Here is a 1241-nt window from a genome sequence, read left to right on the forward strand (position 1 = left end):
TGTCGGTGGTCGCGGCCTTCGCGACGGGCAAGACCCACATGCCGGGCGTGAGGGAGCTGCGCGTCAAGGAGAGCGACCGCATCGACGCCATGGCCGTGGGGCTGCGCGCCGCGGGCGTGACCGTCGACGAGGGCGAGGACTGGTGGACCGTGCACGGTCTTGGCCACGGCAATGTGCCCGGCGGCGTGGTGACGGCGAGCCATCTCGACCACCGCATCGCCATGTCCTTCCTGGTGATGGGGCTTGCCACGCGCTCCCCGATGCGGGTGGATGACGGCGGCCCGATCGCCACCTCCTTCCCGCTCTTCGAAGGTCTGATGACCGGGCTTGGCGCCGACATCTCGCGCGAGAGCCAGGCGCGGTGACGCGGTTTTCGGGCAGTCTTCAGCCGGGACGACCGCCCGGGCGCCGCGAGGCTTGCAGCCCGGCGCGGGGCTGGCCATAAGCCGGGGAGCACTGTCCGAACCGGAGACCACGCCCCCATGAGCTTCACCATCGCCATCGACGGACCGGCGGCCGCCGGCAAGGGCACCATCAGCAAGCGGCTGGCGGCGCATTTCGGCTTCGGTCACCTCGACACCGGGCTGCTCTACCGCGCGGTGGGCCGCCTGATGCTGACCGGCACCGAGCCGGTGGCGGCGGCGCAGGCGCTGGTGGCGGCCGATCTCGAGGCCGAGGGGCTGCGCACGGCGCAGGTGGCGCAGGCCGCAAGCAAGGTCGCCGCGATCCCCGAGGTCCGCGCAGCACTGGTGGATTTCCAGCGCGCCTACGCCCGGCGGTCGGGCGGCGCGGTGCTTGACGGGCGCGATATCGGCACGGTGATCTGCCCCGAGGCCGAGGCCAAGCTCTTCGTCACCGCCAGCGCCGAGGTGCGGGCCCGCCGGCGCTTCGACGAGATGCAGGGCAACGGGGTCGAGACCGATTACGAGACCGTGCTCGCCGAGACGAAGGAGCGCGACCACCGCGACCGCACCCGCGCCGACGCGCCGCTGCGCCCGGCGGAGGACGCGGTGATCCTCGACACCTCGGAGATGGACATCGAGAGCGCCGTCGCGCAGGCCATCGCCGCGGTCAACGCCACCATGAGCGAGAGGGCAGGGCAATGAGAACGCGCAACATCGGCGGGACGCAGGTCTCGTGCCTCGGCATCGGGGCGATGTCCTTCGCGGATTTCTACGGGCCGACGACCGAGGAGAACTCCTTTGCCATCCTCGACGCCGCCCGCGCCGCCGGGGTGACCC

Annotated in this window: 1 protein-coding gene and 1 pseudogene; both read left to right on the top strand. The window is 72.0% G+C overall.

Going from position 1 to position 1241, the window contains the following annotated elements; translation table 11 throughout:
• A pseudogene (locus HC022_RS26855) lies at nt 1-365 on the top strand (3-phosphoshikimate 1-carboxyvinyltransferase); the annotation flags it as partial.
• Nucleotides 366-482: 117 nt separating this feature from the next.
• Nucleotides 483-1106, top strand: a complete 624-nt coding sequence (cmk, locus tag HC022_RS26860) for a (d)CMP kinase (RefSeq protein ID WP_008884159.1) — start codon at nt 483-485, stop codon at nt 1104-1106.
• Nucleotides 1107-1241: the final 135 nt, after the last annotated feature.

The sequence above is a fragment of the Salipiger sp. HF18 genome, assembly GCF_011806505.1.
Lineage (GTDB): Bacteria > Pseudomonadota > Alphaproteobacteria > Rhodobacterales > Rhodobacteraceae > Salipiger > Salipiger thiooxidans.

Bases quoted from the DNA above. Each gene is read 5' to 3' on its own strand.
- cmk (WP_008884159.1), top strand. From the start codon at position 483: ATGAGCTTCACCATCGCCATCGACGGACCGGCGGCCGCCGGCAAGGGC.